The 16,454-nt window shown below is 50.2% G+C and carries 19 protein-coding genes; 10 read left to right on the forward strand and 9 right to left on the reverse strand.

The annotated features are described in order from the left end of the window. The first annotated feature begins 6 nt into the window (after positions 1 to 6). From A1332_RS14480 to A1332_RS14490, 3 genes are all read left to right on the forward strand, one after another. The gene (locus tag A1332_RS14480) at positions 7 to 1,302 is read left to right on the forward strand and encodes a 2-oxo acid dehydrogenase subunit E2 (RefSeq protein ID WP_064009184.1); all 1,296 of its coding nucleotides are present in this window, start codon (positions 7 to 9) and stop codon (positions 1,300 to 1,302) included. A 10-nt stretch (positions 1,303 to 1,312) separates the two neighbouring features. Beyond that, positions 1,313 to 2,728 (forward strand): dihydrolipoyl dehydrogenase, encoded by a 1,416-nt coding sequence (lpdA, locus tag A1332_RS14485; protein ID WP_064009185.1) that lies wholly within the window; start codon positions 1,313 to 1,315, stop codon positions 2,726 to 2,728. A gap of 98 nt (positions 2,729 to 2,826) precedes the next feature. Then, positions 2,827 to 3,273, forward strand: coding sequence for a hypothetical protein (locus tag A1332_RS14490; RefSeq protein WP_064009186.1), 447 nt, complete (start codon positions 2,827 to 2,829; stop codon positions 3,271 to 3,273). Positions 3,274 to 3,340: 67 nt separating this feature from the next. On the opposite strand, the gene A1332_RS14495 is transcribed toward A1332_RS14490, so the two are convergent. From A1332_RS14495 to mutY, 3 genes are all read right to left on the reverse strand, one after another. After that, positions 3,341 to 3,886, reverse strand: a complete 546-nt coding sequence (locus A1332_RS14495; protein WP_064009187.1) for a hypothetical protein — start codon at positions 3,884 to 3,886, stop codon at positions 3,341 to 3,343. Between the two features lie 154 nt (positions 3,887 to 4,040). Beyond that, positions 4,041 to 4,310 carry an oxidative damage protection protein gene (locus A1332_RS14500; protein ID WP_064009188.1) on the reverse strand — a complete coding sequence of 90 codons (270 nt, stop codon included), beginning with the start codon at positions 4,308 to 4,310 and terminating at the stop codon, positions 4,041 to 4,043. Continuing rightward, on the reverse strand, positions 4,294 to 5,361 hold the full coding sequence (gene mutY / locus A1332_RS14505) for an A/G-specific adenine glycosylase (protein WP_064009189.1): 1,068 nt from the start codon (positions 5,359 to 5,361) through the stop codon (positions 4,294 to 4,296). The genes A1332_RS14500 and mutY overlap by 17 nt, the downstream gene beginning before the upstream one ends. A 320-nt stretch (positions 5,362 to 5,681) precedes the next feature. On the opposite strand from mutY, the gene A1332_RS14510 reads away from it, so the two are divergent. Together A1332_RS14510 and A1332_RS26340 are read left to right on the forward strand one after the other, a co-directional pair. Beyond that, positions 5,682 to 6,362, forward strand: coding sequence for a zinc ribbon domain-containing protein (locus tag A1332_RS14510; RefSeq protein WP_064009190.1), 681 nt, complete (start codon positions 5,682 to 5,684; stop codon positions 6,360 to 6,362). Between the two features lie 9 nt (positions 6,363 to 6,371). Beyond that, on the forward strand, positions 6,372 to 6,506 hold the full coding sequence (locus tag A1332_RS26340) for a hypothetical protein (RefSeq protein ID WP_269454661.1): 135 nt from the start codon (positions 6,372 to 6,374) through the stop codon (positions 6,504 to 6,506). Between the two features lie 89 nt (positions 6,507 to 6,595). Here A1332_RS26340 and A1332_RS14515 read toward each other — a convergent pair whose 3' ends face one another. Further along, positions 6,596 to 6,862, reverse strand: coding sequence for a hypothetical protein (locus A1332_RS14515; protein ID WP_064009191.1), 267 nt, complete (start codon positions 6,860 to 6,862; stop codon positions 6,596 to 6,598). Positions 6,863 to 7,074: 212 nt separating this feature from the next. Next, the gene (locus A1332_RS14520) at positions 7,075 to 7,281 is read right to left on the reverse strand and encodes a cold-shock protein (protein WP_020484269.1); all 207 of its coding nucleotides are present in this window, start codon (positions 7,279 to 7,281) and stop codon (positions 7,075 to 7,077) included. A 334-nt stretch (positions 7,282 to 7,615) separates the two neighbouring features. Between A1332_RS14520 and A1332_RS14525 the strand changes: the two genes are divergently transcribed. Continuing rightward, positions 7,616 to 9,688: a hypothetical protein gene (locus A1332_RS14525; protein ID WP_231890304.1), complete on the forward strand. Its 2,073-nt coding sequence runs from the start codon at positions 7,616 to 7,618 to the stop codon at positions 9,686 to 9,688. A 47-nt stretch (positions 9,689 to 9,735) separates the two neighbouring features. Here the strand turns inward: A1332_RS14525 and A1332_RS14530 are convergent, their stop codons facing one another. Next, the gene (locus tag A1332_RS14530; protein ID WP_064009193.1) at positions 9,736 to 11,370 is read right to left on the reverse strand and encodes an alpha-D-glucose phosphate-specific phosphoglucomutase; all 1,635 of its coding nucleotides are present in this window, start codon (positions 11,368 to 11,370) and stop codon (positions 9,736 to 9,738) included. A 72-nt stretch (positions 11,371 to 11,442) separates the two neighbouring features. Here A1332_RS14530 and A1332_RS14535 point away from each other — a divergent pair, with 72 nt between their 5' ends. Further along, a complete protein-coding gene (locus tag A1332_RS14535; RefSeq protein WP_064009309.1) occupies positions 11,443 to 11,997 on the forward strand; it encodes a L,D-transpeptidase family protein in 555 nt (184 codons plus the stop codon). Positions 11,998 to 12,081: 84 nt separating this feature from the next. Then, positions 12,082 to 12,360 (forward strand): Lpp/OprI family alanine-zipper lipoprotein, encoded by a 279-nt coding sequence (locus tag A1332_RS14540; protein ID WP_064009194.1) that lies wholly within the window; start codon positions 12,082 to 12,084, stop codon positions 12,358 to 12,360. 66 nt (positions 12,361 to 12,426) lie between these two features. Here A1332_RS14540 and A1332_RS14545 read toward each other — a convergent pair whose 3' ends face one another. Then, a complete protein-coding gene (locus tag A1332_RS14545; RefSeq protein WP_064009195.1) occupies positions 12,427 to 13,386 on the reverse strand; it encodes a L,D-transpeptidase family protein in 960 nt (319 codons plus the stop codon). Continuing rightward, a complete protein-coding gene (gene rdgC / locus A1332_RS14550; protein ID WP_064009196.1) occupies positions 13,386 to 14,294 on the reverse strand; it encodes a recombination-associated protein RdgC in 909 nt (302 codons plus the stop codon). Before rdgC ends, A1332_RS14545 begins: the two co-directional genes overlap by 1 nt. Positions 14,295 to 14,790: 496 nt before the next feature. Here rdgC and A1332_RS14555 point away from each other — a divergent pair, with 496 nt between their 5' ends. Continuing rightward, entirely contained in the window at positions 14,791 to 14,973 is a 183-nt protein-coding gene (locus A1332_RS14555; RefSeq protein ID WP_052142351.1) for a hypothetical protein, read from the forward strand. Position 14,974: 1 nt separating this feature from the next. Next, positions 14,975 to 15,616: a ribosome biogenesis factor YjgA gene (gene yjgA / locus A1332_RS14560; protein WP_064009197.1), complete on the forward strand. Its 642-nt coding sequence runs from the start codon at positions 14,975 to 14,977 to the stop codon at positions 15,614 to 15,616. 18 nt (positions 15,617 to 15,634) lie between these two features. On the opposite strand, the gene mtgA is transcribed toward yjgA, so the two are convergent. Continuing rightward, positions 15,635 to 16,375 carry a monofunctional biosynthetic peptidoglycan transglycosylase gene (gene mtgA, locus A1332_RS14565; protein ID WP_064009198.1) on the reverse strand — a complete coding sequence of 247 codons (741 nt, stop codon included), beginning with the start codon at positions 16,373 to 16,375 and terminating at the stop codon, positions 15,635 to 15,637. Positions 16,376 to 16,454: the final 79 nt, after the last annotated feature.

Genomic DNA, 16,454 nt, shown 5'->3' on the forward strand with positions numbered 1-16,454 from the left:
CGACATATGAGTTCTGTAATTGAAATAAAGGTCCCCGACGTCGGCAATGTTCCTGAAATCGACATCGTCGAAGTGCTGATCAAGCCCGGCGACGTGGTCGCGGTGGAGCAAACCCTGGCGGTGATGGAAACCGACAAAGCGACGATGGATTTACCGTCCAGCGCGGCCGGCACCATCAAAACCGTACATATCAAACCAGGCGATAAAGTCTCCGAGGGTACACTGATCGCCACGCTTGAAGTAGGCGAAGCAGCCGCTACGGCACCTGCCGAATCGGCGCCCACTGCGACGCCTGCCCCAGTCGAACCGCCCCCCGCTCCGATTGCGGAAGCCCCAAAAGCTGAACCCGCCAAATCTGCTGCTGTTCCTGCCGCACCGGTCGCGGTTAGTAGTGAAGGTTTTAAAGCGCACGCAACACCCAGCGTCAGACTCTTTGCCCGCGAACTGGGTGTGGACCTGAGCAAGATCCAAACCGGCAGTGGTCGCAAGGGCCGTATCCTGCAAGACGATGTAAAAAACTTCGTCAAGCAAGTCATGGCCTACGGCGGTTCGAGCGGCGGCGGTGCGGGCATACCTTCCATTCCAGCCGTCGATTTCACCCAATTTGGCGAAATCGAAGAAAAACCGCTCAGCAAAATCAAACGTCTGACCGGCCAAAACCTGACTCGTGTATGGCTAAACCTGCCTCTTGTCACATATCACGACGAAGTCGCCATCGATGCGATGGAAGACTTCCGCAAGTCGGTCAACGCCGGCTTGGCAAAGGATGCTGTTAAAGTCACCGGTCTGATCTTCATCATGAAGGCGCTGGTGGCGGCTATGCAAAAATACCCGTCCTTCAACAGCTCATTGTCGCCGGACGGCGAAAAACTGATCTTCAAACATTACTTCCATATCGGTATTGCCGTGGATACCCCGAACGGCTTAGTCGTGCCGGTGATTCGCGATGTCGATAAAAAAGGTATTTTCCAATTGTCCAACGAGCTGGCCGAGAAAAGCGAATTGGCCAGAACCGGCAAATTGAAACCGGCCGACATGCAAGGCGGCTGTATGACCATCTCCAGCTTGGGCGGCATCGGCGGCACCGCGTTTACACCTATCGTCAACGCGCCTGAAGTAGCGATTTTGGGCGTAACCCGCTCCAAGATGCAGCCGGTTTGGAACGGTTCTAGCTTCGAACCAAAATTGATGTTGCCGCTGGATATTACTTACGACCATCGCGTCATAGACGGTGCCGAAGGCGCACGTTTTATGGAAGCATTGAAATCTTATCTGGGCGATATTCGCCGGCTGTTATTGTAGGAGTAGGGATATGAGCGATTCTGTCAGCCATGCTGAAGTATTAGTTTTGGGCGGCGGCCCCGGTGGTTATACCGCTGCTTTCCGCGCTGCCGATTTGGGCAAACAAGTGGTATTGATTGAGCGCTATCCGGTGTTGGGTGGGGTTTGCCTGAATGTCGGCTGTATTCCGTCCAAAGCCTTGCTTCACGCCGCGCAAGTGATACACGAAGCCGAAGCCATGGCCGAACACGGTGTCAGTTTCGGCAAGCCGAACATCGATCTGGACCAGATCCGCTCCTGGAAACAAAGTGTCAGTCAAAGCCTGAATCAAGGCCTGGGCAAATTGGCCAAGCAGCGCAAAGTAACAGTAGTCAATGGCGTGGGTAAATTTGCCACCGCCAATAGCTTGATCGTTACCGGCGAATCCGGCGTACAAACCATCACTTTCGACAACGCCATCATTGCTGCCGGCTCGCAGCCAACCAAAATCCCCAGCTTTCCGCATGACGATCCGCGGGTTTGGGATTCGACCGATGCGCTGGAGTTGAAATCGATACCGGAAAAGTTATTGATTGTCGGCGGCGGCATTATCGGTTTGGAAATGGCAACCGTTTACCATGCGCTGGGTTCGAAAATCAGTGTCGTGGAATTGATGGATCAGATTATCCCAGGCTGTGACAAAGATTTGGTTACACCGCTGCAACGCAAGATCAAAAAGCAGTATGAAAATTTGTGGCTGCAAACCAGTGTCAAGGCGATGGAAGCTACCGATGCCGGTATCAAAGTCGCGATGGAAGGCAAGGGCGCACCGGAATCCGAAGTGTTCGACGCGGTGTTGGTTGCTGTGGGCCGCCGTCCCAACGGCAAATTGATCGACGCCGACAAAGCAGGTGTCAATGTTGACGAGCGCGGCTTTATTCCTGTGGACAAACAAGGCCGCACCAACGTCACCAATATTTTCGCAATCGGCGATATCGTCGGCAACCCGATGCTCGCTCACAAAGCCACGCACGAAGGTAAAATTGCCGCTGAAGTAATTGCCGGCCATAAAGCTGGTTTCGATGCACTGACCATCCCATCTGTGGCGTATACCGATCCGGAAGTCGCGTGGATGGGCTTGACCGAAACTCAGGCGCAGCAACAAGGCGTCGAGTTCGACAAAGCCGTATTCCCATGGGCTGCTAGCGGCAGATCATTGGCATTGGGCCGCAGCGAAGGTATAACCAAAATCCTCACCGACAAAACCACGGGCCGCATTCTCGGTGCCGGCTTTACCGGACCAGGCGCCGGCGAATTAGTCGCAGAAGCGGTGCTGGCATTGGAAATGGGTGCTGACGCTACGGACATCAGCCTGAGCATTCACCCACACCCCACTTTATCGGAAACCTTTGCGTTTGCAGCGGAAATGATAGAGGGGACGATTACCGACCTGTATGTGAAGAAATAGTCGTTATTTTGCGAAGCGCAACATTCGTGAGTGGGTTAAAAGTCGGCGTGCGAATTTTTTTCGGTGAAAACGCCGACATCATATAGAAGGAACAGCGAATGGAAAAATTTGTCTTTGGGGCCGGCGAGGATGACAGAAAAAGATTGCTGAATTTCGTTGATACTCTGCAGCAGTTTTTAGAGAAGGTAATAGATAACGGCGAATATTTTCAGCCGAAATTTCGCGAAGATTATAAAAAAGCCTGGATGGAACTGAACCCTAACTTTTCGGCGTTGAAAGACGCTTTGCAGCGTGCCGAAACCCACACTTTGTTGGCGCAAGGCTTATTGGGAACCCAGCTCAATCTAAAACTGGCCGTTGTGAACCATTTTTTAGGCGAATTTTTGCTGTACGGGATAGAAATTATCGGCGGTCACAAGCTGCTTGAAAAACTTTTACGCGTTGTCAGCAAATTACTGGCTAACATGGCAGCCGCAGTTAGCACCGGCTTAGCCATTCAAAGCTTCATCGATTTTCTTGTGTCGATGATCAAGGACGACAGCTAATTTGAATAGCTAGCTCATCTCGCTTAGGCACTTCCTAAGCGAGAACCCAGAGCGGCTAAAACGCTGTTCAAGCAGCCTTCTTAACTTCTACTCCTCTAGCTAACAAACCGTCTCTACCTTTTTCCGCCAAAGCGAGTATTTGATAAGTCAGATCTTCGGTGATATTCAGTTGCTTTAAAGAGTCGGCCAAATGCTCCATCACTATATCGTAATGGAAGTCATCAGGACCGAGCTTGATCAAAAAACAATGGGCCGGGGTTAACAAAGTGATGGTTCTTATCTCTTGCCCACCCACGATATCCAGCAGGAACGCAAAATCATTGCCGGTAACCAAACTTGGTTTGGCGTTGGTACGGGCAAACGCTGTCGTAAAATACCCATCCAATGCGTCTAATACTTTCTCATCGGCGCTATTGAAAGTATTGAAGTAAGCTTTCAAAAAGGCTTTTAGGGCATCGGCCTGTTCAGCAGCGGGGCGGGTGAAAAAGAAGCGGTTAATCCGATAGTCGTCCAGCATTTTTGCATAAAACACATCGGCTATTTTACCGATCAGGACGTGGTCGCTGAGAGTGGCTCGCAAGGCTTGGATCTGAGGTGCTACAGTTGCATTCATAACTTTTCTCCGAACGATAGTTTTCAATATACATCCGAAGCTTTCCAGTCACCGTCTTTTTGTCAATCTTTAGGCCACATTAAAATTATACAAAACCTATACAAATAACTCTGCAAATACTACCCATCGGAGCACGCGCCAATCCAATTCGATACTATTTCTTAGGCACGTAGCCTTCCGGCAACTCAAAACCACCGGCAAATAAAAATTTCTCGCGTTCCGCTTCCAATATCTTTTTGGCGGCCGGGTCGAAACTGGACAGCCGCTGCTCGTTAATTATCATGGTTTGCATCGCTAACCAGTCCTTCCAGGCCTGTTTCGATACATGATCGAAAATGCGTTGGCCGTTGGCACCGGGAAACGGCGGCGAATCAAGACCTTCAGCCTCAACGCCCAGTTTTACGCATTTAATCATTCTCGTCATTTTGATCCTCTGTGAAATGTTGTTGCAGCAGACGCTTGACCGGCGCCGACAGACCTAAAGTAGTAATCTCGGCGGTTTTATACCAAACCGCCCGCTCGCCTTCCATCACATTGTTTATAGGGTTTTCCAATTTTGCCAGTAACGGGGTGTAATCCAGATGATAATGAGAAAAACTGTGACGCTGGCCAGGCAAGGTTTGCGAGGCATGGATTCGGTAATTGCGTTGTAGACACCAGTCTTGCAAAGCCTGCGGATCGGCAAATTCCGGCACGCTCCATAGCCCGCCCCAAATGCCGGTCGGCGGCCGCTTTTCCAGCAATATCCGGTTTTCCTTGTCTAGTAACAGCAAAAAATACAATTGTTTGACCGGTAAATCCTTGCGGGGCTTGGAACCAGGCAATTGTTTTACCAAACCCTGCTTCCTAGCCTGACAGCCCTCAGCGACCGGGCAGATGTCGCATAGCGGCTTACTACGGGTGCAGAGCGTGGCCCCCAAGTCCATCATCGCCTGCGTATAGTCTCCGGCTCTTTGCCTCGGCGTATAGCGCTGACTAATTTGCCAAAGCTGCGCCGCAACCTTGTTGTCGCCAGGCCAGCCATGCACGGCCTGAAACCGCGCCAGCACTCGCTTGACGTTGCCGTCCAGGATAGGCTGGCTTTGTCCGCAGGCGATGCTGAGAATCGCCCCCGCCGTGGAGCGGCCGATGCCGGGCAAGGCACTGAGTTCTGCCACGGTTTGTGGAAATATGCCGGCATTGTCCACAACGATTTGCGCGGTTTTGTGCAAGTTTCTGGCGCGTACATAATAGCCAAGCCCGGACCAGTGTTGCAGTACTTCGTCCAGTTCCGCGCTTGCCAGGCTTTGCACTGTTGGAAATCTGGCGACGAAGCGATTGAAATAACCAATCACGCTGACTACTTGCGTTTGCTGCAACATAATCTCCGAAACCCAAACGCGATAAGGATTGATGTCCAGTTGCCATGGCAAATCCTTGCGGCCATGCCTATCAAACCAGATAAAGAGTTTTTGTTGGAATTGTTCGGGGGACATATAGGTTGGGAGAAAGGAAAATCAATTAGGCATCGTCACTGAATAGTACCGCAAAGGATTTAGATAAGGTAAAAAGCCGTTTTTCGACTGTAGCGCCGAACCGGAAATAGCAAGAAAGTGTTTGAACATTGCTTCAGGTTGCTTACCAACAAATCAATGTGCCGCATCAATAAGCTTGACCGGCAATTTTAAAAGGCTATTTTGTCTGCGCGGGTTATCCGCTTTTTCTGTGATATTCTCTACTTATGTAATCACGCCCAGCTCAATGAGCCACTAATTGATTCAAATTCAGTCCCCCATAAACAGGAGTTGGAACGCTTATGTTTTCTTTGATTTCCTCATCGAGCAACGCATGGCAGCGGGCGGCTCAGCTATTCATCACCATTGCCAGCATCCTGATAATTGGCAAACTAATTACGCTAGTACCGGTAATGACGGAATTGGAAGTCGCGGGGGTATTTAAGGCTGCGGCCGTGGTCTGGTTTCTCGCCAGGCTGGCGGCGTTAATCTTATTTTATTTTTTTGCCAGCTACGTCATAGAGGCCATTCCCAACAGCGGCGGTGCGTTGTCATTTGCCAAAGGTATAGCGGAGCCGTTAACCGCTCTGTTGATTGTGATTACAGTGCAGGCATTGTTTTGGGAATTATTGGCGCCGTTCGTCGATAGCTTGGGTAGAACGATTTACCATAGTAGCGCGATCATCTTGATCGTAAGCGTCAGTATTTGGTTTGTGGTCAGGGCATATCGCCATGCTAGTTACTTGGTCGATACCTTTGCCAAACTGGCTGAAATGTTATCGGGGTTTCTACCCCAGCAAAAACTGGCCTGTCAGCAGTGTGGCGCAGAAATTAGCGCAAATACTCATTTTTGTAATGCATGCGGACATAAGACCCAATCATCCAATACTTGTCCCGCATGCGGGACGGCTGTTTCGGTTGATCAACAATATTGCCAGAATTGCGGATCGACGCTTGGAAAGACGGCAGTCTCGGGCAGTTGAGGAAAAGATATGTATACAGCTGCAATCGAGATGCCCATCCTATGGCTTAGGCACACTGCAAAAACCGGTGTTGAATTCATCGGTCCCAAGGCGCAGGGGTCAGCAAAATTGCCGACCACCTGTTCCAACGCCTTGTACACCTGAGCCAAAGGCAATAACCTTATCGACCAGCCTACACTAACCGCAATACTTATACCAAATTAATAGCTGCGAGCTTTTTGCGTTTACTGAAGTCACTCGGAAAGGCGTTTAGCGACTCTTTGATAAGCTTCCTTCAACTCCTCTCCAACAATTTTGGCCTTGGCGATATACTCTTCGGAAGTCTCTATCGATTCGTCGGCAATTTCAGCGGCTTTATTTTTAACCTGCAACCACTGTTTTTCCGCTTCTGCAAATTCATCCCTGGCATCCATTGAGGCCAGGTGCAGCTTCAGTTGCAATTCCTCGCGAACCGAATCCAGATTGACGAGCAAACTTTCAAATTCGTTTTTTAACGACATGACTCACCTCTTTGCTTGATTGAAATTTGTAATGGCTCTTGGACCATTGCGGACAATTAAAGTTTAGTCTGCTGAATGCTTTGGTAGAAGCTTTTAAAAGCTGTCCAGTGTATTGGAATAAAACGGGGAGGACGAAAGTGGAAACCGCGATTGATTTCCACTCTATCTAACAAAAAAGCCGTAGGTGCCTATTGGCAACTACGGCTTAATCTTTAAACGATGGTTACTTCTTCGGCTTGCGGGCCTTTAGGGCCGCGGCCCAATTTGAATTGTACATGCTGACCTTCGTCCAGCGTTCTATAGCTGTTGTTTGGGTTCAGAATGTTTTTGAAATGTACGAAAACGTCAGGGCCTTGTTTTTGTTCGATAAAGCCGAAGCCTTTGTCAGAGTTAAACCATTTCACGACGCCAGTTGTCATTGTAGACATAATAAGTCCTATTAAAAATTTTAGATAAAGCCTTAGCTAAAGTAAGGCGGGTAACGCTGGTAAATGTGGAAATTACTTAATGAAAAACAAGGACGAAGGACTACTGAAGAGACATCGAGCTGGTAAACAAAGGGTAAATCGTATTTTCTAGCTGGGTTGCATTCTAGGCTGATTCGACTGATTGTCAATTTAAATCGTAAAATCCACTATTTAGCACTTCCGAGTGTATCTTCGCTGTTCGGCAATTTGCAGGATTGACCATGCTCAGCATAAACCTCTAACACCAATGAATGCTTCATTGAAACGATTCATCAGGCGGCGATATTTGTTTGACGTTAGCGCGGCGATTTTATTTTTCGGGGCGCTAACGCAACAAGCTGAATTACGGCAAACCGCTACTGTTGCCGTTAGCGAACTAGCCGCGCAAGGCTACCGGGTACCCATCGAGGATGATCCGGTGCGGGTGTTTCCTGCGTTGACTAGCGGGACGTTTAGCGGCAGTCATGCCGGCGGCTGGCGTCCGGGCAGTATTTATCTGCGGCAACGACCGCAAGGTGGGCTGAGCGAAGCGGTATATTTGCGTCACGAGCTGTTCCACGAAGCCTGTCATCGCAGCTGTGGCGGACGCTTACCGGTTTGGGCTGAAGAAGCTGGAGCTATGTATTTCAGCGGAGAGCTGGCAGGTCTAACACCTGGAGACTGGCCCAGTTCGCTTGAGCTGCAACGCATCAAAAACCGGGTTAGACAGGATGCCGAATTAGATGGCAATGACCGGGCGGTATTGGCACGATTGGTGGTTAATACCGGCTGGCCCAGCGAACCGTGCGCCGTATCGGCAAAATTAAATGAAATGCTCGGTGTGGCGTTCGACGGTGCCGGAGATAGCTCTTTTCTGTTGATGAGCCTACTGTCCGGGCGGATATTGGCCAGCGGCGGGGATCAATCTAGTCGCTTGCCTCCTGGGTCGTTGTTGAAAATTCCGTATGCTGCGGCATTGGCTCAAGCCGATCCGGATTCGCTGGGAGCAGAGTTGTCAGCGAGCGATACCGAAAAACTATTGCAGCGTCGCGAGCAATTTCAATTCGAACGCTATCGTCTGTTATTGTCGCCGATTAAAGAGCAAAAACTTCCGGCTCAAGCTACGCCATCGGACCCGCAAACCTGGCGCTCTTATCTGGGCGAACGCAACGCCGACGGCGATTTTGCGTTACAGGCCAATTTACCCGAATTGGCACTGGCGATGCGGGCAGCCTTGCTATCCAAACCCGATTATTTTCGCGGCCTGAGTCAAAACGGCATCCTGCCCAACTCCACCTTGGCGGGGCAAAGCGAGCCAGATAAAAATTTGTTGCGTCAACTTCAAATTCTAGCAAAAACCGGCACGGTTTCGACTGCTGACGGCCGCCCCTTGGCTGGTCATTTACTGCTGGCCTGGCCAGCTGCGCATCCGGTATTTCTGGCGATATTTCGGCAACGCGGCGTCAGTGGCGCAGCAATATTAAGCAAAGCCGCGGCCTTGCTTAGAACTTGGCAACGCGAATATCCAAGCCGTTTTGCTGCGGTTAGCGTGAGCTTGTTAACTTCTACCAGCCATGGTAGCTGGGAAGCGGAAGCGGACTGTCCGCTAGTGACGGACCATTACCAGCGTTTTACAGTTTGCGGGCAATTTAGAATCGTTTCGACTGCACGCGCTAGCCGATCAGAGCGGATTGTGAAAGGCGTTCTGCGACAAACAGATGAACATGGGCCAACGGTGCTTGAAACCGATGTCGATAGCTATGTCGATGGCGTATTGGCTGCCGAGGCACAAAATTTGGTAGGCAGTGCCCGCGAAGCAATGCGGGCAGTGATCGCCTGGAACGGTGTTCACGGCAGCCATAGGCATAATGAATCAAGCTCGCTTTGCGATACCACGCATTGCATGGTCTATCTCGGCGAGTTGCCTGAGGACAAACCACGTCGTAGCAGCCATATCGATATGGCGTTAATGCAGCTTTTGGACAAGCTGGCAGCCGAATCCGGATTGAATTGGTTACCGTTTGCCAACGGCGGTGATCAGCACTGGCAACGGCAACTCTCAAGCGAGGCATTACGCCGGGTGTTTGCGGAAAATCAAATTCTGGATATTCGCCGCGAACGGCGCAAGGACGGCGAGTTGTTTATCAGATTATTTTATCCGACCAGCGAAGAGCTGCTCAGTTGCGAAATTTTTCGTAACACGCTGAAGCTGCCTTCTTGTCCTGATTCAATAACAGCTGCCGAGAGTCAGACCTGGCAATTTGTCGGCATAGGCGCCGGACACGGTCTGGGCTTATCCATCGGCAGAGCTCAGGCTTTGGCGGAGGCAGGCCGCAATGCGGAGCAGATTTTGCGAGATGCTTATGGAAAGGGGCGTTAGGATTGGCTTGTTAAGCCAGCCCTAACGCCTTATGCGCTCAATGCCGATCAAGTGATCACGTCAGGTTCGCTTCTACCGGTACGTTTTTTCACTTCGCACAACTGCTCGGCGACGGTTATCAATTCCGCCAACGCCACTTGCGCGTCTTGATCGTGCTTGCTGACATCACGCTCGTAACGCTCTAAATAAATACGCAAAGTCGCGCCGACCGTGCCGGTGCCGGACAGACGGAACACAATACGCGAGCCGTTCACAAAACCAATGCGAATACCCTGGTTGCTGCTGACACTGCCATCGACCGGATCGGTGTAACTGAATTCGTCGGCAAATTTAACTTCGTAATCACCCCAGCTTTTACCGGGCAGGCTGTTTAATTGGCTACGCAGATGTTCGACAATGCCGTTGGCGATGTCGGAATCGATCGCTTCATAATCGTGACGGCAGTAAATGTCGCGGCCGTATTTTTGCCAGTGTTCATGGACAATGTCTTCCACTGATTCGCGTTTGCGCGCGATTAAATTCAACCAGAACAACACGGCCCACAGGCCGTCTTTTTCCCTGACATGATTGGAACCGGAGCCAAAGCTCTCTTCGCCGCAAATGGTGATTTTATCGGCATCCAGCAAGTTACCGAAGAATTTCCAGCCGGTTGGGGTTTCGTAGCAAGGCAGGCTTAGTTTGTCGGCAACGCGGTCAACCGCCTGACTGGTCGGCATCGAGCGGGCCACGCCGCTAATGCCTTTGGCGTAAGCCGGAATTAGTTTGGCGTTGGCGGCCATAATCGCCAAGCTATCGCTGGGAGTAACGAAGATGTTTGCACCCATGACCATATTGCGGTCGCCGTCGCCGTCCGAGGCAGCGCCGAAAGTGGGGGCATTAGGCCCGAACATGATCTCGCACAACTCATGGGCATGAGCCATATTCGGATCGGGATGGCCGCCACCGAAATCTTCCAGCGGCACGGCGTTAAATACCGAGCCAGGTGCCGCGCCTAGCGTATCTTCCAGAATATGCTTGGCGTAAGGACCGGTGATGGCATGCATCGCATCGAAACGCAGCGTGATAAAGCCGTTATGGATGCTTTGTTTGAGCAAATCGAAATCGAATATTTTTGCCATTAATTCGGCATAATCGGCTACCGAATCGATAATCCGAATTTTCACGCCGCCTTTCTCGACTTCGCCGATAACGTCTAAATCTATGTCGCCGAAACGGGCTTTTTTGTAGCCGGTGATGTTTTTGGTATTCTCGTACAGCTTGTCGGTGAACTTTTCCGGAGCCGGGCCGCCGTTGCTGACGTTGTATTTAATCCCGAAATCTTCGTCCGGACCGCCGGGATTGTGACTAGCTGATAGAACAATACCTCCGAACGCATTGTATTTCCTGATAATATTCGATGCAGCAGGAGTAGACAACAAGCCGCCTTGGCCTATAATGAGCTCACCGAAACCGTTGGCTGCCGCCATTTTTATGATGATCTGGATGGCTTTACGGTTAAAGTAGCGGCCATCGCCGCCAATCACCAGGGTTTTGCCCTGAAAATCTTCCAGGCTGTCGAAGATGGATTGGACGAAATTCTCCAGATATTTGGGTTGTTGGAAGACTTTGACTTTTTTGCGTAAGCCCGATGTGCCGGGTTTTTGATCATCGTAGGGAGTCGTTTTGGTGATTGTTGTTGTCATATGCTACCCTTTGTAATACCTCGTTTCGAAAGGGTTAAATTACACCAAAACTTTGATTATTTACAGATTGCCATGATAAAGAAAAAATTATTAGGTGTTTTGATTGTGATGGGTTGTACCGTAACGGCACGCAGTTTCGCCGGAGAGGATGTTTGGTTGCTGGTCGATACGCAGACGCAAAGCATGGAAGTCAGGAAAGGCGACAAGACGGTTGCTGTGCTGGAAAATATCGCCATCGGCCGTAACGGCGCGGGCGAAAAGAATCATCGCGGCGATGACATTACGCCGCTCGGTAACTATCGGATCGGCTGGATCAACGAAAGAAGCGCCTTCCGTAAATTCTTTGGCTTGACCTATCCCAATGTAGACAATGCCGACAATGCCTTAAAAAAAGGCAAAATCGATCTCGACACTTACGAAGCTATTGCCAGAGCGCATTCTGCCGGACAAATTCCGCCGCAAAATACCGATCTCGGTGGGCAAATCGGTATTCATGGCTTGGGCAGCGGTAGTCTGTCCATCCACAGATCCATGAATTGGACACACGGATGTATCGCGTTGACTAACGATCAAATCGATCAGTTAAGTCAATGGGTAGAAAAAGGGACACTCGTAACCGTGAAATAATGTTGGTATAATCCAAAAAAATGTTGGACAATTACCACCGTTTTTCATTTATTATTTTTTGAAACCACAATCAAGGGGAAAACCATGATGAGAGCTATTAAATTATCAGCAGTTGTTGCAATTGCAGCTTTGGCAACCGGTTGCGCAAGCACTTCAGACCTGGAAGCTTTGGACGCAAGAGTAGGCACTTTGGAAGGCAAAGTTTCTACTGCATCTGCTGACGCTGCTTCTGCAAAAGCTGCTGCTGCTGAAGCTGCTGCTAAAGCCGCTGCTGCTGAAGCTGCTGCTAACCGTGCTGCCCAATATGCTCAAGATACAAACAGCAAATTGGACCGTATGTTCAAAAAATCACAGCACAAATAAGCTTTATTGCTGTTGTTGATTTTAAAAAGCCCGTGAGCCGCAAGGCCACGGGCTTTTTTAATGTCTTCAGCGCGGTGCGACCTGAGTTTGTACAACAGGTGGCGTTTGCGCAGGACGTTCGTAAATAGCGACAGGAATACCGCTAGCCTTTTCAACCGCGGCTTTCAGCACTGAGCCTTTGATGACAGGCATTTGCCCGCCATTGGCCTGCTCAATCAACGTCAACGCGGAATGTAAGCGTTGCTCGTAGGTTGCCGGCGTCTCTTCCATTTCTGGATACACTTCCATGTACAAAGTATCGTGATACCAGCCGACCTTAATAGGCTGATTAACAATGTTAACCTGCGTACCGACCTTAACCATCGGAAAAAACTGTTCAATATCGGCAGGGTACATCCGAATACAACCGTGACTGACCCGCATACCCACACCATTTACTTTGTTGGTGCTGTGAATCAAATAACCCGGTATACCTAGTCGAAAGGCATACAAACCTAGCGGATTATCCGGCCCTGGCGGATAATATGGCTCCAGCACGTCACCGTCAGCCAAATGCTCGGCGATGATGGATGGTGGCGGACTCCAGGATGGATTGGGCGTTTTCGCGGCAATCTGAGTTTTACCCAACGGTGTTTTCCAATTGTCTTCCCGGCCTATGCCTATTGCATAAGTCACCACTTTGGTGGCGTCTGGAAAATAATAAATACGCATTTCCGGCAAATTCACCACAATGCCCTGTCGCGGCGCATTCGGCAGCAAAAAACTGCTAGGGATTCGCACCTGAGTGCCTTCGCGAGGCAACCAGCGGTCCACATAAGGGTTAGCCAATACTATATGATCTTGCCCAAGCCGAAAGTTTACTGCGATGTCGATCAGGGTGTCTTCATGTTTGGCCGCGACATATTTGACCTCATGCGGCGGATTGCCTATCAGGCTGTCGCCCGGCCTATCCGGCGGCGGTAGTGTCAGCGCCGACGCGGCAGCACTGGCTGTCAGCAGCAGACTGGATAACAAACGGGTTTTCATTAGGCGTTACCTTCAGCAGTAAATAATTCAAGCAGACGCGGCAAAAACAGAGCAAGTTCCGCAGTCATAATGGAAAAATCGGCATCGAACTGTTCGACTTCGTCGAATGCTTCGATATCGGCAGCTTGCTCCTGAATAAGATCAAGAAACTTTAGCCGTTTGACTGCCAAGTTCTCGTCCAACACAAACGAAATACGTTCGGCCCAGCTCATAGCCAGCTTAATCACTTGTTTGCCGCTATCCAGATGATTCTTGATTTCCGGCAAGGCCAAGTCGTGGCGTTTGCAACGAATAATCGAGCCTTCTTCTTCCGGCGAACGCAACTCGCATTCGTCTTCGATCAAAATATCTTTCGGCGAGGTGTTGTCAATCAGCCACTGCGTCATCACACTAGCCGGCTTCGCGGTGGCGGTGAGCGGCACTATCGGCAGAGAACCCAGGCACTTGCGCAACTGGCTGAGCATGTCTTCAGCCTTTTTAGCCGATGCCGCATCCACGACCAACCAGCCGCCCTGACTGTCGATATATGCATAGGTTTTGCGGGAAAACGAAAACGCACGCGGCAATAGCTCAAAGATCAACTCATCCTTGATCCGACTACGCTCTTTCGCAGGTAATTTGCGGGCCTCGCGCTCCTCGATTTCGTTGATTCGCTCTTGCAGCATTTCGTTGATTACCGATGCCGGTACAACTTTTTCTTCCTTTTTGCCGCATAGCATCATGAAACCGTTATTGGCATGCACCAGCGCGTCCGAAGCCCTGCCTAGCGGCGCAGTCCAGCCGAAACTGAACTCGTCGTGACTGCCGCAGGAACGGAACGGCTGTTGTTGCAGCTTTTGCTCCAGGAAAGCGGCATCCAAGGTAAACGGCTCGGTGAAACGGTAGACGGCAAGATTTTTAAACCACATGAAATAACTCTTTTTTAAAAACCGGCCATTATCGCAAATTTGCGCAGACCATATAAGCTGGCCCGCTTAAAGCCTAGCCAAAAAATACAGTTTGGCAGCAAATTTGTCTGGCATGTAACCGAGTTATACACATTAAGCCGTTTACAGCAAGACCATAAAAACGCTTGACAAAATAACTTGTTGAAATACAACGAATCATTTATAACGCATTGATTATTATGCATTAATACTAGTGAGTTAATGTTGTACAATTTGACCGCAACCCAGGGCTGCCGGGGAATAGCAAAGGCTTTCGACAATTAATACACAGAGTTATCCACAGCTTCTGTGAATAACTGAATTTACCCTTTCGCAATAGTCGCTTAGCGATAAATCCCGAGAAATAACTTTTAATTTATCACAGCAAGCAATGTCTTATTGCATGGCAAGGTTTGTTAGAATGCCGCATGGCAAAGTCCCCAGCGACTTCCCTCACTCACAACAAAGCGGTCACATCATGCTGTCAACCTGGGAAAACCTGATACTCGGCGCCCTGGCGCTGCTGCTTTTGTTCTGGATGCAGCCCGGCATCAAAGCCGCACTGGCGCGTAGCAAACAAACACCGTCCGACTGGCCCAGCGTTATCGTGCCGTTATTGATGGTGGTGATGTTCGTGCTTTTCTTAATAGCAATGGTTTGACATGAACGACGAAGATTACCAAGAAGAATACGAAGAAGATTATTACGACGAACCCGAGGATGAGGACGACGACGAGAACGAAGATGAGGAAGCCGATCATTATGCGGTACGCCCCAACAAGACCCGCATCAAAAAAGAAATAGCCGAAGTTTTTGCGATGGCGGAGGAAATTTGCGCGCTATCCCCTGCGCATATCGCCGAATTCGAATTGCCCGAGAGCATAGAACAAGCCATGCGCGATGCCGGCAAGATGGGGCATAACTCCGCCAGAAAGCGCTTGTTGAAATACATCACTGCACAACTCAGAAAGCTGGATACCGCCGCGATTCATGAAAAATTGGCGCGGATGAAAAATCGCAGCGCCCATGCAGTCAGAGAACATCACCAGGCCGAGCGCTGGCGCGATCTGCTGCTGGCGGCCAATGGTAATCAGCAATTGACCCTGTTTATCCAAGAATTTCCTGCCGCGGATAGTCAGCACCTACGCCAGTTGCAGCGCAACGCGCAGAAAGAGGCCAAGGAAGCCAAACCGCCGAAGTCGGCGCGCTTGTTATACAAGTATCTGAAAGAACTGATTGCCGATGCATCCGGCCTGCCGCCCGATGAAGAGGATGAGCGCGATAATGATGACGCAGAGGATTAGCTTACCAGCAGCACGAGATCAATTCCCCAAAACCCGCATCTGACCCAATATCCAGCTTTGGCGTTTATGTAAATAAGCGCTGGGCTGATCGGCTTTTAGCAAAATCGGATTCGGCAACGTAGCGGCCAACAGCGCCGCCTGACTGGCAGATAGTTGCTGGGCGGAAATGCCGAAATAGCGGCGACTGGCCGCTTCTATGCCAAATAAATGATCGCCGAATTCGGCAATATTCAAATACATTTCCAGAATGCGCTGTTTGTCCCAAACAGCCTCTATTAACAACGTAAACCAAATCTCCAAGGCCTTGCGGCCGAAGTTTTTGGCTGGGCTCAAAAACAAATTCTTCGCCACTTGCTGACTAATCGTACTGGCCCCACGCAGTTTGCCGCCGCGCAAATATTGGTTAAAAGCTTTGGCGATAGCATCGACATCGAAGCCGTTATGCTGATAGAACAATTGATCTTCGGATGCGATCACCGCAGCAAAGGCGTGCGGCGAAATGTGCCGGCGACTGACCCAGCGTTGATCAATACCTTTATAGCGCCGGCCTTCGGCCAGATCGTCAACATGCTGATGCAGCATGAATGCCGACGTCGGCGCGGGCAGGTACCGCAATACGCCTACCAGTACCAGCGAACTGAGCACAAAAAACAGCAACGCATAAACCAGTCCACGCTTGCAACGTTGCAGCAAAGAAAGAGCCGTTTTGGGTTGGCGCCAGAATTGGCGATAACGGGCCGGATGGCGGAAATGCTTCACGGGCGATTCGAGCGTTGTGACTGGGACGTTTATTATCCACGATTGAACGCGGAATTGATCAACTGCGGTTTTTGTGGGA

Source organism: Methylomonas methanica (assembly GCF_001644035.1).
Taxonomy (GTDB): domain Bacteria; phylum Pseudomonadota; class Gammaproteobacteria; order Methylococcales; family Methylomonadaceae; genus Methylomonas; species Methylomonas methanica_A.